Origin of the sequence: Arenicella sp. 4NH20-0111 (assembly GCF_040366405.1) — a bacterium.
In the GTDB taxonomy this organism is placed as follows: domain Bacteria; phylum Pseudomonadota; class Gammaproteobacteria; order Arenicellales; family Arenicellaceae; genus Arenicella.
Genome location: NZ_BAABWF010000001.1, coordinates 482,827 through 504,723, shown reverse-complemented (window position 1 = coordinate 504,723; position 21,897 = coordinate 482,827). Strand labels below are relative to the sequence as shown.

General features: G+C 46.1%; 17 protein-coding genes. All 17 read left to right on the top strand.

What is annotated here, in order from left to right; genetic code table 11:
- Positions 1 to 37 precede the first annotated feature (37 nt).
- The 17 genes from ABWW54_RS02175 (at position 38) to ABWW54_RS02095 (ending at position 21,874) form a co-directional block, all read left to right on the top strand.
- Positions 38 to 1,891 (top strand): type IV pilus assembly protein FimV, encoded by a 1,854-nt coding sequence (locus ABWW54_RS02175; protein ID WP_353409638.1) that lies wholly within the window; start codon positions 38 to 40, stop codon positions 1,889 to 1,891.
- 6 nt (positions 1,892 to 1,897) lie between these two features.
- Positions 1,898 to 2,398, top strand: a complete 501-nt coding sequence (locus ABWW54_RS02170) for a DNA-deoxyinosine glycosylase (RefSeq protein ID WP_353409636.1) — start codon at positions 1,898 to 1,900, stop codon at positions 2,396 to 2,398.
- Positions 2,395 to 2,859: a YcgN family cysteine cluster protein gene (locus ABWW54_RS02165; RefSeq protein ID WP_353409634.1), complete on the top strand. Its 465-nt coding sequence runs from the start codon at positions 2,395 to 2,397 to the stop codon at positions 2,857 to 2,859. Before ABWW54_RS02170 ends, ABWW54_RS02165 begins: the two co-directional genes overlap by 4 nt.
- Before the next feature lie 140 nt (positions 2,860 to 2,999).
- A complete protein-coding gene (locus ABWW54_RS02160) occupies positions 3,000 to 3,515 on the top strand; it encodes a disulfide bond formation protein B (protein ID WP_353409632.1) in 516 nt (171 codons plus the stop codon).
- Positions 3,516 to 3,800: 285 nt separating this feature from the next.
- The gene (locus ABWW54_RS02155) at positions 3,801 to 5,894 is read left to right on the top strand and encodes a S8 family serine peptidase (protein ID WP_353409630.1); all 2,094 of its coding nucleotides are present in this window, start codon (positions 3,801 to 3,803) and stop codon (positions 5,892 to 5,894) included.
- A gap of 83 nt (positions 5,895 to 5,977) precedes the next feature.
- Positions 5,978 to 7,357 carry a cysteine--tRNA ligase gene (gene cysS, locus ABWW54_RS02150; RefSeq protein ID WP_353410376.1) on the top strand — a complete coding sequence of 460 codons (1,380 nt, stop codon included), beginning with the start codon at positions 5,978 to 5,980 and terminating at the stop codon, positions 7,355 to 7,357.
- A 23-nt stretch (positions 7,358 to 7,380) separates the two neighbouring features.
- Entirely contained in the window at positions 7,381 to 7,800 is a 420-nt protein-coding gene (locus ABWW54_RS02145; RefSeq protein ID WP_353409628.1) for a SufE family protein, read from the top strand.
- A 136-nt stretch (positions 7,801 to 7,936) separates the two neighbouring features.
- Entirely contained in the window at positions 7,937 to 10,525 is a 2,589-nt protein-coding gene (gene leuS, locus ABWW54_RS02140; RefSeq protein WP_353409626.1) for a leucine--tRNA ligase, read from the top strand.
- Between the two features lie 63 nt (positions 10,526 to 10,588).
- Complete coding sequence (locus tag ABWW54_RS02135) at positions 10,589 to 11,155, top strand: LPS-assembly lipoprotein LptE (RefSeq protein ID WP_353409624.1); 567 nt, start codon at positions 10,589 to 10,591, stop codon at positions 11,153 to 11,155.
- A gap of 9 nt (positions 11,156 to 11,164) precedes the next feature.
- Positions 11,165 to 12,211, top strand: coding sequence for a DNA polymerase III subunit delta (holA, locus tag ABWW54_RS02130; RefSeq protein ID WP_353409622.1), 1,047 nt, complete (start codon positions 11,165 to 11,167; stop codon positions 12,209 to 12,211).
- A gap of 63 nt (positions 12,212 to 12,274) precedes the next feature.
- Positions 12,275 to 13,510, top strand: coding sequence for a glutamate-5-semialdehyde dehydrogenase (locus tag ABWW54_RS02125; RefSeq protein ID WP_353410374.1), 1,236 nt, complete (start codon positions 12,275 to 12,277; stop codon positions 13,508 to 13,510).
- Positions 13,511 to 13,553: 43 nt separating this feature from the next.
- A complete protein-coding gene (nadD, locus tag ABWW54_RS02120) occupies positions 13,554 to 14,663 on the top strand; it encodes a nicotinate (nicotinamide) nucleotide adenylyltransferase (protein ID WP_353409620.1) in 1,110 nt (369 codons plus the stop codon).
- An 18-nt stretch (positions 14,664 to 14,681) separates the two neighbouring features.
- Positions 14,682 to 15,155 (top strand): 23S rRNA (pseudouridine(1915)-N(3))-methyltransferase RlmH, encoded by a 474-nt coding sequence (gene rlmH, locus ABWW54_RS02115; protein WP_353409618.1) that lies wholly within the window; start codon positions 14,682 to 14,684, stop codon positions 15,153 to 15,155.
- The gene (locus tag ABWW54_RS02110) at positions 15,156 to 15,746 is read left to right on the top strand and encodes a Maf family protein (protein ID WP_353409616.1); all 591 of its coding nucleotides are present in this window, start codon (positions 15,156 to 15,158) and stop codon (positions 15,744 to 15,746) included.
- A 56-nt stretch (positions 15,747 to 15,802) separates the two neighbouring features.
- Positions 15,803 to 17,281, top strand: coding sequence for a ribonuclease G (rng, locus tag ABWW54_RS02105; protein WP_353409614.1), 1,479 nt, complete (start codon positions 15,803 to 15,805; stop codon positions 17,279 to 17,281).
- Positions 17,282 to 17,294: 13 nt separating this feature from the next.
- Positions 17,295 to 21,026 carry a YhdP family phospholipid transporter gene (locus tag ABWW54_RS02100; RefSeq protein WP_353409612.1) on the top strand — a complete coding sequence of 1,244 codons (3,732 nt, stop codon included), beginning with the start codon at positions 17,295 to 17,297 and terminating at the stop codon, positions 21,024 to 21,026.
- Positions 21,023 to 21,874: a carbon-nitrogen hydrolase family protein gene (locus ABWW54_RS02095; protein ID WP_353409610.1), complete on the top strand. Its 852-nt coding sequence runs from the start codon at positions 21,023 to 21,025 to the stop codon at positions 21,872 to 21,874. The genes ABWW54_RS02100 and ABWW54_RS02095 overlap by 4 nt, the downstream gene beginning before the upstream one ends.
- The last annotated feature ends 23 nt before the right edge of the window (positions 21,875 to 21,897 follow it).

Here is a 21,897-nt window from a genome sequence, read left to right as displayed (position 1 = left end):
ACGCCTTTATTGCGCAAATGGTCGCTTTGTGGATTACATGAGAAGAACACGAGCAGGGTTAAAGCATCTAATTTTTAGTGCCACAAGAATGGTTTCCTTGGTTGGCATTTTGATTATGTTTGGGTCTTTCGACGCTAGAGTGCATGCTTTAGGCTTGGGAGGAGTTCAGACACAATCCTACATTGGTCAGCGTTTAAAGGTCAGCATTCCCCTGTACAACGTTGAATCGCCAAATGAGTTGAAAATAGAACTTGAGCGAATAGATGGCCAATCCATGGAGGGTCTAACAGCGGAGCTCAGCCGTCAAGGCTCTCAGCTTTCCATATTGATAGAATCTACGGCGGCCGTAGAGGAGCCATATTTCAATTTTTCATTAACGTTAGTGGATGAAGGTAATGAGTTTCAAAAGCAATTTACGGTTCTGCTAGATCTGGTGCCTTCCGGTACAACTTTATTTCAGGCCAAGGTCACCGAGACAGCCGACGACCGGTCATTTTTGAACCGGTCGCAAAACCAGTTAATGGATATCCAGAGTAAAGAACAGCCTATAAGTAAGGTGATGGGCCCTTACGATTGGGCTGAGAAAGGGAAGATAGCCAAAAAGTTTGGCGCCGTCTTAAATGGGCAGTCACTTTGGAGAGTTGCGAGGCGCATTAGCCCGGCAATGAACGTGACTAACAATCAAATGATGTGGGCTCTATATCAAGCAAATCCCAATGCGTTTGCTAGGAACTCGATAGAGAGCCTACAGGCAGGAAGCTTTTTGACAATACCTGACGTTGATGTAGTCGCTAGCGTGTCTGACAAGCAAGCTAAAGAGTATCTAACTAGGTTGACCGAAGCGAAGAGGATACAAGACGAGTTACCCGTTGTGGCCTCGTCTAAGCAGAATGAAATCACTTCTGACGTTGATGGTACTGTGGTTATTCAAGAGCTAGACGATGTTGAAACAGAGTTGCAGTTCGATAATGACCCAGAGCGAAAAAGCAGTGGATTTCTACTAACCGGCGTTGACTCAAGAGTTGGGTCTGATGGGGAGCTCGAATCAGTGACCGCGATGCAATCGCAAGAGATAATAGCGTCTTTATCGGAAACGATTACCGAGCTAGGCGAGCAGCTTGGTAGAAAGGACCGTCAAATCGAAGTATTGGAAGAGCAAATAGCTGAGTTGCAAACGTATTTATCCGGCGTGAGCATCCAAGCGCCTGATGCAGAGGGCGAGCGAGCGAGTTCCATCTCACCGTCGGTTACTAATGGCACAGTAGAAGCAAACACTGAAGATAGTATTGATTTCGACTCTCGCTATATCTGGTCCATTGTTTTGGTGATCCTGGCCTTGTTAGTGGGCTTTCTGCTCAGGGCTCGTCTGTACCAAATATGGGAATCACTAAATTTTACTGGAAGTCGGGATAGAGTGGTATTTAAACCAAGCACATCTGTTGGTGGAGAAGACACGCTAATGCCGATGAGTGCGGAATATGAGGTGCCAGATGAGATGGATTTTTCAGAGCGATCAGAAGATTCATTTTTAGAGTCATCATTATTCGATGATAGCGAGTCACCATCTCAAATCGTTTTTGAAGAAAGCGCTTCTGACGAGGTTGGTAATGGAGATGCAGTGCCTGAAGAAGAACTTGATTTTGGGTCTCGTTTCACGCAATTGCTGGCGGATGGCCAATTTGAGTTCGCCAGGCAACTGTTGGATATCTCAAATGGGCAAGGCGTAGACCAAGCAGAGTACCACTATTATCGATTGAAACTGTTGGCCGTCGTCAATGACGAAGAATCGTTTTACGACTATTACTATGCTATCGAAGATGAGATTCATGAGTTTTCGTCTGTGGTGCAAACCAAGATCTCTAAGCTGGTGGTCCAACTTGCAAAAAAATGAGTTAGAGTGACTGCGTTCGCACCCCTGTTAGGCAGAACACCCAAGACTCTAATTTTGGGGAGCATGCCTGGTCAGCGTTCCTTGGATAGGCAGCAGTATTATGCCCACCCGCAAAATGCATTTTGGTCAATCATGCAGGAGTTGTATATGGTTAACTCAGAATTGTGTTATTCAGACAGAGTGAAGGCGTTAGTCGACCAATCTGTGTGCGTTTGGGATGTGCTGTACGACTGTGAAAGGCCCGGCAGTTTGGACAGTAAGATTGTGTCTGCCACGGCTCAGGCTAATGATTTCTCGAAATTTTTTGCCGATAATCCAAGTATAAGTATTGTAGGATTCAACGGCAGGGCTGCGCGAACACTATTTAGCCGATTTTGTGCGCCGGTCTATGAAGAATTTCCAGCCATAAATTGGGTTGATTTGCCGTCTACTAGCCCAGCCTACGCAGCAATGAAGCCAGAAACAAAGAAACAAGTATGGAAGTGTAGATTACACATCGAGCGATGAAAGACAGTATTCCGCCAAAAGTACCTACTAAATTTTGGGAACAAAAGACATTGTTTGAAATGACTCGTGATGAATGGGAGTCGATATGCGATGGCTGTGCTAAATGTTGCCTAACCCAATTACAAGATGAAGCCACAGAACAATTAGTTTTTACCAATGTTGCCTGCGATTTGCTTAATGACAATACGTGCATGTGCACCGACTACGACAACCGAAGTGATCGAGTTCCTAGTTGTGTAACCATGGATGCAGGCAATGTTGAACAGGCCGCAGAATTTGCCCCACCCTCATGTGCTTATCGACTTTTGTTGTTGGGCGAGAGTTTGCCTGATTGGCATCACTTGGTTTCAGGTGAAAAGAGCCGCATTCATGATCAAGGAAAGTCCGTACAAGCTAAAGTTATTTTTCAACGCGATATTGAAGATGAAGAGATTGAAGACTATGTGGTTGAGTGGCCATAGCAATTAGACGCTAAAAGTGTCAATTCAATGGCGATGTGAGCAGAAAAAACACACATGGATTAGCATCGTGTATACTCATAAAATTCGGGGGCCTAAAGGTAATTCGCAATCTACGAACATGAAAGTAACTGGAGAACAAATTGATTGCTAAAGGCTGGTATTGGTTTGGTTTTATCGGCAGCGTTTCGCTCATTGCTGTCGCCTATTTCTATTTTCAGAAGCAACTTGGTCTTGATCCATGCCCGCTTTGCATGTTTCAACGCGGTGCGTTAGCTGGGGTAGCGGCATTCTGCTTTCTTGGAATTCTATTTAATCCGGGCAAGGTCTTTTCTAAAGTGATAGCTTTTGGTGCGACCTTGTTTTCGGCTTTAGGCTTAGCCATCGCTGGTAGACAGGTGTGGCTACAACACTTACCTGAGGATAAAGTGCCTGAATGTGGGCCCGATTTGGCGTTTATGTTGGACGTGTTTCCGCTTACGCAGGTCATTTCTACCGTTTTCCAAGGAAGCGGAGAATGCGCTGAGGTTCAGTGGCGACTAATGACGTTCAGTATGCCAGAGTGGATGGCATTCATATTCTTGGTCATGACGATTATTTGCTTAAGATTGTTGTTTAAGCGAGAGAGAAATTATTTTTCAGGCGCCTTAGGAAGGTAGATAGCCTCGTTTCTAATGACAGGGATAGTTGGTCAACTTAGAGGCTTTTATCTGGCACCGTGTCATTAATTGTCGTGCCAGAATCCAGACATGGTGCCTCAGCCCTTGTTCGATAGCGTATTTAGCTATAATCTTGGTGCTTATAAACAGTTTTACACCCTTCCAGTAGAAGCCTAATTAGAGACTAGCCGAACACAAAATCCTATGACTTATCAAACATTTGACCCTAAAACAAAAAATATCGTCAAGCGAATAACTTCGGTTATAGGGTGCTCTGCCACGTTGATGGCAGGAGCAGTTGGACAATCTTTTGCTCAACAGGTCGCTATTTTGGATAGCGGTGTGGATCCTAGTCGAGGATTTAACGTTGTTGGAGGGTTTAATTACGTGACTAATTCATCGGATACTTCCGATGTGTCTGACCGCGAAGGTGAGGGTCATGGAACCGTATCCGCTAGAGTAATTACTGAGTCATTTTCTGGAGGAATCGTACCCTTTGTTGTCACTGATGGCAGCTTAGATCGGAGCAATGAAGACGCCGTTAGAAGCGCTCGAGACGCAGCACTGAATGATGTTTTGGGGCGCAGTGACGTGAGAGTCGTGGGAATCACGTGGGGAACCCCTGGCGTGGTCGATACGGCAGCTCCGTTAATTCCCGATCTTGTTAACGGGAATAAAGTAGTCGCAATCATGGCGGGCAACGATGGAGCCAGCCAACCGAATACACTAGCCAGCTCCCACTTTAGTTTGGATGGCGTGATCGTGGTTGGTGCTACTGATGGAAATGGTACGCTTTTGGCCTCATCAAACCGTGCTGGTGCTGCACAGAATAGCTATGTGGCAGCCATTGGACTGCCTTCATCTGATTCTAACGAGGGCGGTTCGTCTTGGGCTACAGCCAGAATCTCTGGTATCGCTGGTGCCGTTTTATTGCAGAACCCAAACTTAACAGCGGCTGAAGTGGTTGATGTGATTCTTCAGTCCGCTGAAGATAGAGGCGCCGTTGGCACCGATGCTGAGTATGGGCGAGGCGTTATACTCAATGCACAACAGGTTCTCAATAATGTGATTGGTCCAGTTACGGTTCCAACTCCGACGACGCCGACAACTCCGACCGCTCCCTCTTCTGGCGGAGGCGGTGGTGGCGGTGGCGCTGGAGCCTTGTTGATCGGTGGGGCATTAGCCGGAGCTTTATTGTTGCTTCGAAAGCCATCGGATAAGTTAGAGAAAACGTTGGTGCTCGATTCGTACGGTCGTTCATTTGAGTTGGACCTAAATGACCATGTCGAGGTGAATGATCAGGTATTACACTTGAATGAATTTTTTCACTCACTTAGTCAGAAAGCGGTGTATGAAGGTGTAAGGTTACCTGCTTTAAATACCCAGGTGGCTTTCTCAGCGGTTACTGAATCTGACCCTCGAGAAGATATGATCAAATACTTCTCATCGCCAGGAGATAAAGCGTTTTTAGATGAGCAGGCTAATGTATCCATGGCATTGCAGAGTCAGCTGACGTCTACGATCAGTTTTAATGCTGGCTATCGAGTAAGCCCAGGGCTCGAATTCTCTGGAGTGAGCCAGCTTAAGTCAGACAGCTACTTCGGTCGTACTTCATTTATTAGTGGTCAATCTTTCGGTTCCGTGGTTTCTGGTTTCAACTCTCAGGCCGAAACACTGAGCGTCAGTTATGCTCCAACTAAGCTCAAAAATTCAACACTCAAATTGGGTTTAGTCTCGGGCGCTGGGGGAACTCGGTATGAGCAGGAATCCATGTCTTCGATATTCGAAGGCTCCTATCAGTTTGAGGACAACGCCAACCTCCGGTTGCAAATCGGCCAGTTAGAGGAAAAAGGGGGAGTATTGGGCAGTGCCGCAGGAGGAATTTTTGGTGTTGAGACCGCGACAACCTACGCGATGAACCTGACGGGAACACTAAAGCTTAGCCGATCATTTAATTTGATTGCAAATTACGGAATGGGGCGTACCCGTGTTGATGCGAATGAAGACAGTTTACTCAGTGACTTCTCAACACTTCGCTCAGATTGGTATAGCGTAGGCGCAGTTGGCAGTAATGTATTTCGTTCTCGCGATCAAATTGGGTTTGCGGTTTCGCAGCCACTGAAAGTTCGTGAAGGTGCATTAGACTATTCCATTCCTGTGGGGAGATTTTCAAATGGAGACGTACGTTTTGATACTGAAAGGGTAAATTTGGCTGATACCAATGCGACCGAACGTAGTATCGAAGGTTACTATCGAACGATGCTCTCCGAGAATGTCGAGTTAGGGGGCTTTTTACGATATCGAATGAACCCAAATCACGTAAGTGACCACGGCGATGATGCCATGATGATGTTAACCTTGCGTTGGTGGCAATTTTAGCGAAATAATTCGCCACCAAGCAGGCGTAAACCCTTAAAAAGCTTGTTACAATCGCGCGTTTAATGTGATCAAACGCGTGGTTAATCCCTGTGAAGCTGTATAACACTGAAACTAAGACCAAATCTGAATTTGTCCCTATAGACCCAGAACACGTAACCATGTACGTGTGTGGTCCCACGGTGTACAACTATTGCCATATTGGTAACTTCAGGCCTCCGGTTGTATTTGATGTGTTGGCACGAGTATTGCGCGCGAAATACCCCAAAGTAACTTACGCCCGTAACATTACGGATATTGACGATAAGATCAATGCGGCAGCAGAACAACAGGGCGTTGACATTTCAGTCATTAGTGAAAAGTTTACTAAAGCGTATCACGATGATTTGGCGGTTCTGGGGGTTCTACCAACGGATGTGGAACCTAAAGTTACCGATCATGTTGCTGAGATTCATCAAGAAATTCAATCATTGATTGATAGAGGGCATGCTTACGAAGCCCAAGGGCATGTGCTTTTCAGTGTTTCTTCTTACCCTGAATACGGACAACTCTCTAAGCGAGACCCTGATGAGCTTTTGGCTGGTGCCAGAGTTGATGTGGCTGCGTATAAAAAGAGCCCTGGTGATTTTGTATTGTGGAAACCCTCTGAGGATGATCAACCAGGCTGGGACAGTCCTTGGGGGCGTGGCAGGCCGGGTTGGCATATCGAATGTACCGCCATGGCGGCAAAGCACTTGGGCGATACTATAGACATTCATGGTGGTGGCAATGATCTAGTGTTCCCCCACCACGAAAATGAGCGTGCGCAGTCTACCTGCTCTCACGGCGCTAAGTTTGTGAACTATTGGTTGCATAATGGCTTGATCAATATGAATCAAGAAAAAATGTCTAAGTCCATTGGAAATGTATTGTTGTTAAAAGACTTGGCGAATGAGATCCCAGGTGAAGTTATGCGATTTATTTTGTTGTCTGCTCATTACCGTGCGCCACTGGACTGGAACGACGACGTGGTTCAACAAGCAAAGAGCAGTTTAGATCGACTCTACGGCGCCCTGAGGAAGTTAGCAGGGATCAGTCTCCCCGAAGACATTGGGATACAGATCCCGCAGGCGTTCGATGATGCGATGTCAGATGATTTGAACACTCCCATGGCTTTTGCTGAGCTATTTGCGCTTGCTAAGAAAGCCAACACAGCTACTTCTGATGAGCAACGAGTTAAATGCAAAGCTGGTCTATTGCAGGCAGGTCAATGGTTGGGCCTTTTACAGCAAGACCCAGAAGAATGGTTTGCGGGCGGTAGTACTGACGATCAGGCTACGGTTATTGAATCGTTGATCGTCCAAAGAAGCGACGCAAAAGCGGATAAAAATTGGGCTAGAGCTGATGAAATTCGGGCAGAGCTGACTGGCATGAATGTTGTGTTGGAAGACGGTCCCGATGGCACAACATGGCGTATTGAGAAATAAAAAGAGAAAGTAGGTTAATACTGATGACCAGCATTGTAGAGTTACAGTCGGATTTAGTTGACGAGTTCGAGATGTTTGACGATTGGATGTCTCGTTACGAGCATGTGATTGACATGGGGCGGCAATTGCCCGAATTTCCGTCGGAATGGAAAACAGCGGAGAATAAAATTCAAGGCTGTCAGTCACAAGTTTGGTTAAACATGCGCTTGGTAGACGGAAAAATGGTGATTGATGGAACGAGTGATGCAGCGATCGTGTCTGGGTTGGTGGCCATTGTCTTAAGGGTGTATTCAAATCAGGCGCCAGAGGACATTCTTAATGCTAAACCAGATTTTATTAAAGATATTGGGTTCACCGATCATTTGAGTCCAACGCGAAGCAATGGTTTGCATTCGATGCTCAGGAGCATTTATCAACGGGCCGGTGTCTTAAAATCAACCTAAAGCCATATGAACAAAACACAGTCATTGTGTGCTCAGCACAAATGAGCGTCGTTGGACTTCCTACGACGAACTAATTAAATTAATTGCCTAACGAGTTAGGCATGAACAAAGCCAGAATGCTCTCGGTTTAATGAAAATGCAAAAAGAATACGACCCTCAGAATATTGAAACTCAAATCCAAGCAGGTTGGGAAGAAAATCAAGTCTTCGCGGTGAGTGAAGACAGCGATAAGGAAAAGTTCTATTGCTTGGAAATGTTTCCTTATCCTTCTGGAAAACTGCACATGGGGCACGTCAGAAATTACACAATCGGTGATGTAATCAGTCGATATCAGCGGCAGTTAGGTAAGAATGTTCTGCACCCAATGGGCTGGGATGCTTTTGGTCTGCCCGCTGAAAACGCCGCTATTAAGAATAAAACGGCTCCTGCACCTTGGACCGATTCTAATATAGCGAGCATGCGTGATCAGCTTAAGAGGCTTGGTTTTAGTTACGATTGGAGTCGAGAGCTAGCAACGTGTAAACCTGATTATTACAAATGGGAGCAATGGTTTTTTACCAAACTGTTTGAGCGTGGTTTGGTTTACAAAAAGGAAGCTGAAGTAAACTGGGATCCGGTTGATCAGACTGTACTCGCTAACGAGCAAGTGGTTGATGGTCGCGGCTGGCGATCAGGTGCTTTGGTCGAAAAGAAGAAGATTCCCCAATGGTTTATCAAAATCACCGACTATGCTGAAGAGTTATTGGTCAGTTTAGACGATTTAGATGGTTGGCCTGACGCCGTGAAAACAATGCAGCGTAATTGGATCGGGAAATCGGTGGGTGCTGAAGTAGAATTTTTGGTTGAAGGAGAAGCCCCGTTAAACGTATTTACTACCAGGCCAGATACAATTTTTGGTGTCACGTATTTGGCGGTTGCAGCCGAGCATCCTTTAGCTATTAAGGCAGCCAGTGATAATCAGGTAGTCGCAGACTTTCGTAAGCAATGCGCTCAGACCTCTACGGCGGAAGCTGACTTGGAAACCATGGAGAAGCTTGGGGTAGATCTAGGAATAACAGCATCCCACCCGATCTCTGGTAAGCAAGTGCCTGTTTGGTGCGCTAACTTTGTATTGATGAGTTATGGCACTGGTGCAGTGATGGCCGTTCCAGCACACGATGAGAGAGATTTCGAGTTTGCTACAAAGTATGGAATAGAGATAAAGCCGGTCGTGTATCCGCAAGACGGTGACCTGGATATCAGTGCGGGGGCCTATACAGGCGATGGAGAATTGCAAAACTCTGGCGAGTTTGATGGACAGTCTTCAACCCAGGCAAAAGAATCAATAACGCAGTGGTTATCTGATAATGCTAAAGGGACGCAAAAGGTTAATTACAGGCTAAGAGACTGGGGTGTTTCTCGCCAACGGTATTGGGGGTGTCCAATACCCTTCACGTATGATGCAGATGGAGAACCCTCGCCGGCGACTGAATTTCCGGTTACCTTGCCTACGGATGTGGTAATGGATGGCGTTGGGTCGCCAATCAAAAAAATGTCGTCGTTTATTGATACCGTGAACACTCAAACAGGCGCTCCCGCTAAGAGAGAAACGGATACGTTCGATACGTTTTTTGAAAGTTCATGGTATTACGCTCGCTATTGTTGTCCCGATCTAGATACAGCGATGCTTGATGAACGTGCCGACTATTGGCTGCCAGCGGATCAGTATATTGGTGGCATTGAACACGCCGTTATGCATTTGCTATATGCGCGTTTCTTCCACAAATTGATGCGTGATGTGGGGCTGATCGACTCCGACGAACCATTTGTTCGACTGCTCACACAGGGCATGGTCGTTGCTAATACCTACTACCGAAAGGAGGGAGAGGGTAAAGAAGAGTATTTTACGCCTGAAGAAGTGTCGGTCGAATACGATGACCGAGGTTCTGTTGTGAGTGCCAAATTAGTTGCAGATGATCAACCTGTATTGATTAAGGTTGAGAAGATGTCCAAATCAAAAAATAACGGCGTCGACCCTCAAAGCATGATTGACAAATACGGTGCTGATACAGTTCGTCTTTTCACCATGTTTGCTGCCCCGCCCGAGCAATCTCTAGAATGGAATGATGACGCCATTGCCGGAGGTTCGCGGTTTTTAAGACGGGTATGGAACTTATTCGATAAGCACTCAGCGGCACTAGGGGCGAATCGATTGCATTCAATGGTTGGCGTGGATGGGGCGAACTCCGTGGCTAAAGCGCACCGTCTTACCGTGCATACTATCTTACAACGAGCAATGTTCGATTATGAGCGGCAACAATTTAATACGGTTGTCGCCGCCGCCATGGAATTGACTAACGCTATCGAGAAAGCTGACTTTGCGGCCATGGGTGAGCACAGTGACGCGGTGTTGTCGGAAGCGTGCTATGTATTATTGAAAATTCTCGCTCCTGTTACGCCGCATTTATGCGAACACCTCTGGAATGAGTATGGGACTGATATGGACTTGGTTGACAGTGGTTGGTTAGCGGTAGATCAGGCGGCCTTGGTAAAGGACGAAATAACCTACGTGATTCAAGTGAACGGAAAGCTCAGAGCTAAGTTAGACGTTCCCGCTTCAACCGCAAAAGAGGAAATTGAGGTGATGGCGCAGTCTGATGAAAATGTTCAACGCTTTTTGGAAGGCCTTACAATCAGAAAAATCATCGTTGTGCCAAATAAACTGGTCAATATTGTGGCGAATTAACACCAAGTCAGGTAGGTTTACGCTAGAATTCGGAAAATAATTTATAAAAATACAGGTATGAACATGTCACTAAAACCTTCTTATCAGCTAAAGGTGCTTCGGCTCATCTCTTTAGTCGCAGTGGCTTTAAGCTTGAGTGCATGTGGATTTCATTTGCGCGGCAATATTCCTCTATCTGATGGAATAAAGAATATGTACTTAAGTGCACCTGAAGGCGCATTTAAAGACCTTCTGCAAGAGCGTTTGGAGTATTTAGGGGCAACGTTTACCCAAGCGCCTGAAGCGGCTGACGTCGTGTTAAATGTGGATAAGGCATCTACTAGCCGTACCGTTGGAACGTTGGATGAGTTTGGTAAGGTTAATAGCTATAACATTCGATTTACCGTTAACTATACTTTGTTGGATAGCGCTGAAAAGCCAATCAGGCCATCAAAAAGATTGCTCGAATCCAGAAGGTATAACTTTAATGCTGAGAACGTGATTCAATCTGAATCTGAAGAAGCCATTCTGGTTGAAGATATGGAACAAGAGATGGTATTAAAGATTATTCGACAACTCGCGTCGATAACTGATTTTGATCCAAATACGGTTAATAAGCAGCCGCTGGAACAGAAAGCGTCTGATCAATAGTAGTGATTTATGAAGGTAGCGATTGAAGATCTGAGCAGGCGTTTAAAGTCCTGTGATCCTGATACTCTACCTAAAATAATATTGATAAATGGCAGTGAGCCTCTGTTGGTCGAGGAGGCTCTTGATGAAGTTAGAAAGATAACCAAAGGATTTGGTTTTTCTGAGCGTATCAAATATCAAGTCGAAACTGGGTTTGACTGGTCAGCATTAACCGGTGTTGGACAGGCGATGTCGCTGTTTGCTGAAAAGCGAATTTTAGAGCTTCGAGTACCCAAGAGCTTGGGAGCGCCTGGCACTAAGGCGATTGTTGAATATTGCAATAATCTACCTCAAGACGATATTTTAATCATTTTGATGCCGTTGTTAGATAAGCGTCAGCGATCCGCCAAGTGGTTCAAAACGCTCGATTCAATTGCCTGGGTTGCTGATGGCTATGAGATTAGCAAGCCTCAATTTCCACGATGGGTGAAACAGCGTTTCCAATCCAGAGCTTTGAGGTTAGAAAGTGGTGTGGCCGAATCGTTGGCCGAGCTTACTGAAGGTAATGTCTTAGCCGCAGCACAGGAAATAGACAAGCTGCAGGTCTTAGCAAGTGATGGGGCCGTGACCATGGAGCTACTTGAACGGAGCTTGGCTGATCAGGCGAGATTTGATGTCTACGCTCTGACGGATGCGGTCCTCTTGGGGGATTATAATAGAGTTTTACGAATTAAAAGCAGGCTAAAGAGCGAAGGCATAGAGCCAGTGATATTAGTTTGGGCTTTGGTAAAAGAAATTCGCACATTGGCCGCAATCTCTGCTTCTGAGCAAATGGGGCATCATCGGTCTCAGTTATTTAAAGAGCATCGAATTTGGAGTAAACGAGAATCTTTGGTCAATGCCGCCTTAAATCGATTGAATGCTCAGGAGTGCGTGGCGGCATTGATGAAGGCAGCGCATCTTGATCAAACAGTCAAAGGACAACGATACAGTGATGTCGGAGATATTTGGTATCAACTCGAGCAAGTTTGCGCAGTCTTGTGCAAAGTCGATGTTTGTAGCGCTCAAGTCTCCTAACAATACTTAAATGCAAAACGTTAAGAAGGTAAAAAATTGAAGTCGCAAGAAGTGAACGATTACATGGAGTCTGTTGGTCAGAGAGCGCGAAACGCATCTCGTCTGATAGCGGTCGCCACGCGTGGTGAGAAAGATGCCGCTCTACTCGCTATAGCCAAGCAGTTAGAGGCCAGCGTGCCTGCGTTGTGTGATGCAAATGCGAAAGACCTAGTGGCTGGTAAGGAGAGAGGCTTGGATGATGCGCTGTTGGAACGTTTGGCGCTAACTGAAGCCGGGGTACTTGCAATGGCTGAAGGCTGTCGGCAAGTGGCGTCATTGGCTGACCCGATAGGGGAGGTGTCTGATTTATCCTATTTACCAAGCGGTATTCAGGTCGGAAAAATGCGTGTCCCGTTAGGCGTGATCGGAATAGTTTATGAGTCAAGACCGAACGTAACAGTCGATGCGGCAATATTGTGTTTGAAATCGGGAAACTCCACCATTCTAAGAGGAGGCTCTGAGGCGATTCATTCCAACCAAGCGGTTGCTAAATGTATTGCAGCGGGGTTGGCCGACGCAGGTTTGCCGGTCGATGTGGTCCAAGTCGTTGAGACCACTGATAGAGCGGCGGTAGGCTCATTAATAAGTATGCCGGAGTACGTAGACGTTATCGTCCCACGAGGCGGAAAAGGCTTGATCGAGCGAATAAGCCGTGATGCGACGGTGCCCGTGATAAAGCATTTAGATGGAATATGCCATGTGTATATTGATAAAGATGCGGATCTGGCTAAGGCAGAAGCGATTGCAATAAACGCAAAGACCCATCGGTATGGTGTTTGTAATGCTATGGAAACGCTCTTGGTTCACCAATCGAGAGCCAGTGAGGTATTGCCCTCGTTGTGCGAAAAATATCTAGAGTTAGGGGTTGAGCTACGTGGTTGTACTCAAAGTCAATCTATCGCAGGCATAGGGGCTGCGACTGAAGATGATTGGAGCACCGAGTACTTAGCGCCCATTTTATCCATACGAGTCGTTGACAGTTTTGACATGGCCGTAGCGCATATCGAAAAATACAGCTCAGGGCACACCGAGAGCATCGTGAGTGAAAACTACACGACGAGTCGGAAGTTTCTGCAGCGGGTGGATTCGAGTTCTGTAATGGTGAATGCGTCCACGAGATTTGCCGATGGTTTTGAGTATGGATTGGGGGCTGAAATAGGAATAAGCACTGATAAGCTCCATGCGCGCGGTCCGGTGGGGCTAGAGGGGCTTACATCGCAGAAATACATAGTTTATGGAGACGGTCATATCCGTGTATGACAGCGAATGCGTAGACCCAATACTAAGTTGAGGTAGCAGGTCAATGCTAATTGGTTTGTTTGGTGGTACGTTTGACCCGATTCATTTTGGGCATACTAAATCCATTGATTTATTACATAGTCTTGTACCATTTGATCAAATTTATTGGGTATTAAGTGCTCGTCCGCCCCATAAAGATGCAGTAAGTGCCAGTATTAAAGACCGCTTTGAAATGTTAAAGCTGGCTTTAGGGAATCGTCTCGATTATTTTGCCGATGACACTGAAATAACACGCACTTCGAAGTCATACACCATTGATACGGTTGAAACCTTTAAGAAACGTTACCCTAGCGCACACTTTTGTGTCGTTATCGGTGGCGATAGCTTGCAGACACTTCATAAATGGCATCGATATGAAGAGCTAATCACCTCGGTTAACTGGTTGGTAATGCATCGGCCCGGATATCCTCTTGAAGTGCCTAGAGAATTAAGGCAACGTCTGGTAGAGTCGCCAACCCAATTGCAGCACCACAATAGTGGCAAGATCTGGGTTTGCAGCGAAAGTCAATTTAATGTGTCGTCAACTCGGTTGCGTGCCGCTTTAGCGAAACCGAACGGTTGGCAAGACTCAATAGTGCGAGATTTTTTGGCACCAGAAGTCGTCAGCTACATTCGCTCCAATAACCTTTACCAAACAAGCCCCAGTCTGAAAGAAAAGCACTTAGAGCCGAATAAATCGAACTCCAACCCGTATAAATCAGACTCGGAGCAGTATAAATTGAGCAAAAGCTCACACTTTGACAACATTATGAATTCAGAACAACTTAAAGACCAAGTGGTTGATGCCCTCGAAGATGTAAAGGGGCAAGACATTAAAGTAATCGACATTGCCGACATCTCGGATTTCGCTGATTTTATGGTGGTTGCAAGCGGCACCTCCGACACTCACGTTAAGGCCCTTGCTAGATCGGCATCCGATAAGCTGAGAGTTCAGGGTGTAAAGCCGTTGAATGAAGACGGTGCCGATGTCGGTGAGTGGGTTCTAGTCGATTTTGGTGACGTGGTTTTACACGTCATGCGGCCTGAAGTTCGCGCCTACTACGACCTTGAAAAGTTGTGGGATGAAGATGTGCGAAAACTGGTTGAGAAGCATCGCGAAGAACAGAGCGAGTAGAGGGTTTAATTACACTCAATGCGTATTAAGTTATTGGCGGTTGGCACAAAGATGCCAAAGTGGGTAGAAACTGGGTATCAAGAGTACGCTCAGCGGATGCCCAATCTTTGTGCGCTTGATTTGATCGAAATTCAAGCGAAAAAAAGAGGCAAAAACGCAGACACGTCTCGCATTCTGCGCGATGAAGCGATTGCACTGCAAGACGCCGTACCTAAAGGAGCGTTTACCATCGCTTTAGATCGCAAAGGAAAGCACATCAGCACTGAAGATCTCGCTGTTCACTTGCAAACCTGGATCGATGAAAGCCAGGATGTCGCCATTATGATTGGTGGGCCAGAGGGCATAGCGCCCGAGTTTTTGACCACAGTCTCGACAAAATGGTCTCTTTCCGCGATGACATTTGCTCATCCTGTGGTTAGGGTTATGTTGGCTGAGCAGCTCTATCGTGCTTGGAGTATTAACGCAAACCTCCCATACCACCGGGGTGACTGAATGGAATTATCTAGTACAAGCCTCATACTCGCATCAGCGTCACCACGTCGGCGAGAACTATTGGCGGCAATGGGTGTGGCATTCTCGGTTCACAGCGCTGACATTGATGAAACGCGCAATGACAGTGAAGCGCCAGAAGATTACGTTGTTCGTCTAGCGCGGCAGAAAGCTCAACAAGCTGCTACCGATCTGAATGTGAGTGATCATCAGGCCGTATTGGCCGCTGACACCATTGTCGTGCAGGGCGGTAGTGTTTTTGGAAAGCCCGCTGACCTTGATCACGCAAAGAGGATTTGGTCGGCCTTAAGCGCCAATAAGCATCAAGTCATGACGGCCGTGTGTTTATTACGAGATGCTAAGCCTCAGCTAAAGCTGAGTATGACTGACGTAGAGTTTGGCAGAGTGACGGAAACCCAGATGATTCGTTACTGGGACACCGGAGAGCCGGCTGATAAGGCTGGAGCGTACGCAATTCAGGGGTTTGCTTCAGCTTGGGTTAAGCAAATTAGTGGTAGTTATAGTAATGTGGTGGGCCTTCCTTTGAGAGAAGTGAATCAGCTCCTTACCGAAATTAACCTAAATTGGTTGTAATATCGAATTTGGGTTTGCACGGGTCTTTTGTATGACGGGTAAAGAATAGGTTTTGCATGGCTAGTAAAGAAGAAATTCTAATCAACGTTACACCTCGAGAAACTCGTGTGGCTGTAATTGAGAACGGCCTAGTGCAAGAACTGCACCTAGAGCGAACCTTATCTAGAGGGATTGTAGGGAATATTTATAAAGGCAAAGTCGTGCGCGTGCTACCCGGAATGCAGGCAGCCTTTGTTGATATTGGCTTGGAAAAAAACGGGTTTCTGCACGCTGCAGATATCGCCCGAAACGACCCAGCATTTAACGGAGAACCGATTAAAGACATTCCACCAATACAAGATCTGGTTCGCGAGGGTGTCTCGGTATTTGTACAAGCATTGAAAGACCCGATTGGGTCGAAGGGAGCGCGACTAACAACAGAATTAAGTATGCCGTCTCGGCATTTAGTGTATTTGCCTCGTGGAGAAGACATTGGAATTTCGCAGAAAATAGAAAGCGCTGAGGAAAGAGATAGGCTACGAGGGATCGTTCAGGAGATAATCGATCAACAGAACTTAAAAGGCGGTTTCATAATTCGTACGCTCGCCGAGTCTGCAAGCGCCGAAGATATTTCCCATGACATTCTTTTTCAACAACGCCTATGGGAATACGTATCGACCGAAATGAAGACCGCAAAGCCGGCATCAATGGTGCATGAGGACGTTCCATTGGCGCTAAGGACTATGCGGGATCTGGTTGATGAAAACCTTGAAATGATTCGCGTCGATTCTAGGGAAACTTTCGATAAAGCGGTCGGGTTTGCGAAAGAATTTGTGCCCGAAGCTGCAGACTTACTGCAATACTACCCTGGTGAGCAACCACTTTTTGGGCTCTACTCGGTCGAGCAGGAAATTGAAAACGCGATGAAGCGTAAAGTCATGCTTAAGTCAGGTGGAGACATGATCATTGATCAAACTGAAGCCATGACCACCATCGATGTTAATACAGGTAGCTACGTTGGGAGGCGTAATTTAGAGGAGACGTTATTTAAGACTAACTTAGAGGCGGCCACCGAAATTGCACACCAAATGAGGCTGAGAAATTTAGGCGGCATTATTATTGTCGACTTTATTGATATGCAGAGCCGTAAGCATAAAAAACAAGTACTAGCCGCTTTGGAAACAGCGATTGCACGAGATCGAGTTAAAATAAATATAACCGATATATCGCCACTGGGATTGGTGGAAATTACGCGTAAGCGAACTCGAGAGAGTTTGGAGCATACCATGTGCGAGACGTGTCCAACTTGCTCTGGTCGTGGCATGGTTAAAACGGTGCAAACTGTTTGTTATGAAATTCTCAGAGAAGTGATTAGAGAAGATCGTCAGTTTAAAGCACAATCTTATACGATCGTTGCATCACCGGATGTGGTTGATTTATTGCTCGACGAAGAAGCCAGTAGCTTGGCTGATCTGCAAGAATTTATTGACAGGCCGATCAGTCTGCAAGTCGACACACATTTTTTACAACAAGATTACGAGATAGTGCTAGTTTAGGGTTGTCGTAGAATTGAAAATCCTAGCAAAAATCCTCGGCTTCATAACCCTATTTTACATACTATGCTGGGTTGCGCTTGCCGTCTATTTTGGGTTTGCAGAACGTCATAAAGGTCTCATTGAAGAGAATCTGACGGGTTTGTTTGGGCGACCAGTTACCATCGAAAAGTTGGAAACAAAATGGCTGGACTGGGAGCCAAGCCTGCGTATTCAAAACCTTCACGTCGCGGGTGATGACCCCACCGAAGCGGCCTTATCCTTTGAAAGCGCATCCGTTGTCGTCAGTCCGGTGTCACTGTTCACATTTTGGCCTCGATTTACCGAGTTTGCGGTCGAAAGGCCCAGTTTGGAAGTTGTGACGCTGCCCAATAATAAATTGCAAATCGCGGGCATTACCCTAGGCAAATCTAGCCGTCGTGGGGTTGATCGAATTCGCCTGTTGTCTTGGTTGCTCAATCAAGAAAGCGCCGCTTGGCATAATGGTGATATTCGATGGCGAAAGTCGGATGGAACAGTGCAGAGATACACTGATATTTCGTTTGTCTACGAGCGCAGTCAGCAATCACGAAACGCAAAAGCTACGATCAAAGCTCCAAAAGGAACGGTGACCGTTAACGCGTTAGCTCAAGGAGACTTATTGTCGTCTAAAGATTGGGATGCCCAAATTGATCTTTTGAGCGGGGTGACGGGTCGGATGCTCGAGCCAGGAGACTTGTCTTTTCAAGTTAAGAACGGACATGGTCAGTTTCGCTTAGCCAGGTTAAACGTAGAGCGAATCAGAGAGTTTTTAGCGTTAAGCGGTTTGGCTGACAAAGCGCGTTGGATACTTGACGCGGATGTGTCTGGTTTGTTGCATGATGTTGAGTTTACTTTTGATGGCGCTTTAACAAACATACAAGACTGGTCTTTAAGAGCCTCAGCGACTGATGTGGACTTTAAGTCATTAGATTCGTTGCCAGCCTTGACCAATCTGAACGGTGAGCTTTCAGTAAACAAGACGAGTGGCAGTTTCAAATTTACAGCCGTCAATTCAGAGTTTGAGTGGACGAAACTCTATGAGAGTAGCTTTCCAATAGAAAGTGCCCAAGGAGACTTTTCTTGGCGTCGAAATGACCTTGGAGAATTTGAAATAAGCTTAGAGGGTGGAAAGCTAATTGATCCAGCATTATCGATTTATGATATTAACGCTTCGATGGTGTTTGATAGAGCGCAGCAAGAAGTGGATAGTTTGGGACAGTTGTTTACCGTCGAATCGATTGAAAATTTGAGCTATCAAGATGGAGCCGTGATAGATACCGGAGGTACGTCGACGCCTGAGCCTTTAAGCCTAATTGCTAATGCTCGTTTTGAGGTGGAAGACACGAGTAAATTGGTTGCCTATCTGCCTAAGATTAAAAAATTACAGAGCTTCAGAAGCTGGCTGGAGGTTGCTTTCCAACAAGGACGTCTCCAAGAAGGCCGGGCTAGCTATCGAGGTGAGCTAACGCCTACAGCGATAAAGGATGGTGGGGCACAATTGGTAGTCTCTGCCGATTTTGACTCGGCTAAAATTGATTACGCACCAAAATTCGATTGGCCACCAGCTGAGCGTGGTAAGGGCGTAGCTCGGCTGGAAAACGACTTTCTCACCATCAACCCTAGCGAGTTATGGCTTAATGGCGATGAAGTTACTGATGCCACTCTGACAATAGAAAGAATATTTTCTCGCGACATACTTTTGAAGCTCCACGGGAAAACCAGCACAACTCTTGACAAAGGCATGAAATTTTTATTTCAAGGCCCTCTGATACCAGTTAAAGACCGTCCAGATGTTTTGCCGGTAGAACCCATCGCTGGGCGGGTAGACATTGAGGTCGAGTTGGATTTACCCATTTCGGACATATCGAATTTGGCGGTTAGAGGTAAGTCTAAAGTAAAAAATGGCCAGCTTATCCTGCCTGAAGGTGTGCCTTTAACGTTACTAAATGGCTCTGTTAATTTTACTGAGCGCACAGTTTCTTCAGATGATATTACCGCGTCGTTTTTGGGCGGCCCTGTTGCGGCCACACTCATAACGACTGCTCAAACGCAACCTCCCAAAATGCAATTGAGGGGCAAAGGTCAAGCTTTTCTATCGGAGTTAACACCTTGGGTGGGAGAACATTTGTTGACTTTGTTTAAAGGGCAAGCCGATTGGCAAGGCACCCTAGATATTAACGGGGGCAACCTGCAAATTAATGGTGGCTCTGATTTAATTGGCATCGAAGTAGACGCTCCCGAACCGCTTAGAAAACCCGCTGAAAACCCTGCGTCTTTTTCGCTATCAATGAACTTGGGAGGCAAGACCGTCGAAGGCGATGAGCCTGCTCAAAGAATGACTGTTGAATACGCTAGCCTCATGAAGGCTGAGTTTCAAGCGAATAAAAAACAGACACCTGATCAATCGACAAGCCTGTTTGATCGAGCACTAATTCAACTTGGGGAGATTGAAAATCTGCCATTGCCTCAGGGCGTAAACTTTCGTATTGATCACCCCACTCTAGATTTGGATGCCTTGCTTGATTCGGTCATAGATTTAGCGAGTTATGAACCCATTTTAAAAACGCAAAACACAGACTTTCTTGACGCAATGAGAACGGTAACATTGCGCACAGATGCGGCTAAATCGATGGGGCGACCGTTTGGGGCATTTCGCGCTTCAATGGTAACCAAGGATGGCTTATCTTGGAATGGGGAGTTATCCGGAGATAATGTGCTTGGCACGATGGAGTTGAGTCCGAGATCGGAAATAGGTCGCTATTCCTTAAGCCTGCAAAAGTTGGTTATTGGGCCTTACGGTAGTGAACGACCAAAGGTTGAGCCAATTGATCCAAGCTTACAGCCGAAAGAGTATCCAGCCATTGATATCACTATCGACAATTTGAGAATGGATGGACGAAGCATGGGGGCTTTGAATTTTATTGGACGACCCATCGGCACTGAGTGGACAATTGACAAGTTTACTTTGGTTCATAATGGGATTCGCACCTCGGCGGCGGGTAAGTGGGTGAATAGCGCGGCAACGGACTCGGTATCTTTATTTGATTTTAGTACTACCATCGATGAAGCTGAAGGCGCACTCACGGAAATGGATTTCGATGGTTATATTCGAAAAGGGCGAGGATCCGTCGGTGGCACGGTGTCTTGGCGAGGTGCTCCGCACGAGTTCGATTATTCTAGGCTTGATGGCACCTATGATTTGTTTTTGAAAGACGGTGAGTTGGTTCAAGTAGCTCCCGGTGGTGGTAAATTACTTGGCTTGTTGAACTTCAACGCGATTGCGCGAAGGCTTGTGTTTGATTTTAGAGATGTGTTTGCCAGCGGTTTGCAGTTTGATCGAATGCGATACAGAGGTATTATTTCAAATGGCGAAGCCATTCTTCAGGACGCATTTATCTTAACGCCGGCCGTTTTTGTCAGAATGGAAGGTAAATTGGACTTGTATAACGAGCTTATTGATATGGATGTGCATATTTCTCCAGAATTGGGCGGGAATCTTACCTTACTGAGTGCCTTGGCTAACCCCACGGCGGGCGCGGTTGTGTTTTTGACGTCGCAGATTTTTAAAGACGATATGCGTCGATCTAGTTTTAAGAGTTATCAGGCCAAGGGTACCTGGGAAGACTTTGAGATGGTTGAGATAAACTCTGAAGGAATGCCGATTAAGTCAAAAGATAAAAAAGGTGATGAGCCTGAAGTGCAGCAATCAAGTCAGCTACCCCAATGACCGTTAACCGAACCATTAGAGTGGCTTGCATGCAGATGAGTTCAACGTCCAGCGTTGAGCAAAATCTAGCGTTTATAACCTCAAATTTAGAAAGTTCAGTTCCCATTGATTTATTGGTGTTGCCGGAAAATTTTTCTCAAATGCCAGAGAATCAACGTTCTCTTAGAGCGGAAGATGATGGTGTTGGAAAGGTTCAGCAATACCTAGTCGCGTTAGCCAAACGGCTAAACATTGTTATCGTAGCTGGTTCATTGCCGATTGTTGCTGGAAAAAACAGCAGGCCTTTCGCTAGATGCTTGATTGTGACGCCCGAAGGGGTGCGCTTTGAGTATGACAAATTGCACTTATTTGATGTTGATGTAGTGGATAAGGAAGACGAATCAAGTACGCAAACGTATCGTGAGTCGGACTCTTATTGTGCGGGAGCATTGAACGAGAGTCAGGTTTCACCCAGAAACCTTAAAATAGGGTCAAACACAGTGCGATTAGGGCCTTCAATTTGTTATGATTTGAGATTCCCTGAACTGTATCGGCATTTTTCCAATTCCGGTGTGGATATCATTACGGTGCCAGCGGCGTTTACTTATCAGACCGGTAGCGCTCACTGGGAGTGTCTTCTTAGAGCAAGAGCAATCGAAAATCAGGCCTATGTGCTTGCCGCGGCTCAGGTTGGAGTGCATGAAAATGGACGTCAAACATGGGGCCACTCAATGATAATCGACCCTTGGGGTAGTGTCCTAGCGAAAGAACCTTCCGCAACAGGCTTGCTTTATGCTGATTTAGACTTAAATCATGCAGAGCGGCTAAGAAAAACCTTTCCCGTTATGACACATAAGCGTTTGGTATAGAATGCTGAACGGCTCGTATATCG